Source organism: Paenibacillus sp. TAF43_2, assembly GCF_052113545.1.
Lineage (GTDB): Bacteria > Bacillota > Bacilli > Paenibacillales > Paenibacillaceae > Pristimantibacillus.
This window is the reverse complement of the sequence record NZ_JBFRDK010000365.1, coordinates 1-1,589: the sequence shown is the minus strand read 5'-3', so window position 1 is coordinate 1,589 and position 1,589 is coordinate 1. Positions and strand designations below refer to the sequence as shown.

The 1,589-nt window shown below is 45.5% G+C and carries 1 protein-coding gene and 2 pseudogenes; all 3 read right to left on the bottom strand.

From position 1 onward, the window contains the following. Positions 1-276, bottom strand: a pseudogene (locus tag AB4Z17_RS33415) (carbohydrate ABC transporter permease); the annotation flags it as partial. Next, complete coding sequence (locus tag AB4Z17_RS33410) at positions 273-1,196, bottom strand: carbohydrate ABC transporter permease (RefSeq protein ID WP_076270452.1); 924 nt, start codon at positions 1,194-1,196, stop codon at positions 273-275. The gene AB4Z17_RS33410 and the pseudogene AB4Z17_RS33415, both read right to left, overlap by 4 nt. A 72-nt stretch (positions 1,197-1,268) precedes the next feature. Then, positions 1,269-1,589 (bottom strand): annotated as a pseudogene (locus tag AB4Z17_RS33405) (ABC transporter substrate-binding protein); the annotation flags it as partial.

Below are 1,589 nucleotides of genomic sequence, written 5' to 3'. Positions count from 1 at the left end.
GGAAGGAACGATGATTATCATCGTATTTCCTAGATATTTCCAAAATTTAAATACCTTCAGCGTATCTTCATAATTGGAAAACAACCAATTTCCCGGCAATAGGGATGGCGGATATTTGTAAATCTCGGGACTGGTCATCAGAGACGTACGAAAAATCCACCAGATCGGAAAGATCACGATTAAGGCAAATAAAACAACGACTACAAACATAATCACGTTTATCGTTCGTTCACTGCGTTTCTTGCTCTTTAGTCTGACGTACGCTGCTTCACTCAATTGCCATCGCCTCCTTCAGAAAAGATCCACAGATTTGATGTCTTGAACAAAACACCGGTAAACGCGGCAAGGATGGCGAAAATTACAAAGGTTGTCGCGCAAGCATAACCCAGCCTGTAATTGACGAAAGCCTGATCGTACATTAGATAAGTCATGAACCTTGAAGAATTGCCCGGTCCGCCATTGGTCAGAGAAAGGGCCGGTGTTATGACTTGGAGATTAGCGATCAGGCTCATCAACAAGTTGTAAAAGATAATCGGCGTCATGCATGGCAAGGTGATATGCCAGAAGCGTTTCCATCCGCTTGCGCCATCCATCTCAGCCGCTTCATGATAGACGCTCGGAACGTTCTGAAGCCCGGCCAAAAAAATAACGATCAAGTTCCCCGATAACCAGACAGCAATCAAAGAAAGCGAAGGAACTACCCATCTGGAATCCGCAATAAAGAGAATTTTGCTGAGCCCAATTTCGGAGAGGAGAAAGTTGAAGAAACCGAAATTCGCCTCGTAAAGCCAAGACCATCCTACGTATATAGCTGCAGCCGGCAAAACGAACGGCACATAAAATACGGCTCTGAAAAAACCTCTTGCCGGAATTTTACGATTCAACAACATCGCGATGAAAAACGAATAAATCATGCTTCCGGCTACAGATAATACGGCGAAGTAGATCGTTGCGATAATCGAATCTTTAATGTACGGATCGGTGGTAAACAGCTTGATATAATTATTGAGGCCAACAAATTCGGGTTTGGCTAACCCTGTCCAATTCGTCATGCTGATTCCGAGCACCCCCAGAAGAGGCAAGTAGGTCAGGAAGATCAGTCCGAGGAAGGCCGGAATCAAGCAAATATAAGCAACTCTTGCCTCGCTTGAGTAAAAGCGAGAACGACGCTTCAGCGGTTTGTTAATCGGTTCCATATCTCGCTCCCCACCTCATGTTTGAAGGAAGACCGCCACTTGCAATATATTGGCGGTCATTCCTTTTATCCGTTATTTATTGCCTGTATGAGCCGCATTCAAAGCATCGAGATTTTTGGTTATGGCTTCCTTCGCGGTCGTCTTTCCGGTCCAAACATCCCCCAGAGTCGATCCGAGCAAGGTGTTAAAGTCCGTTGTATGATTTGTATAGAACCATGAAGCAGGTCTCGCAGCGGCGGATTGCGCATAATCGACTACCGCAGACTTGTATTCGTCATACGGAGGGAAGTTCGGATTGTCGACCCATTTATGGGTGAGAGTTTCATCCGTATACCACTTTTGGAGCGTTGGCATCCAAATGCCTGATGAGATGAGCCCCCAGTTGTTTTCTTC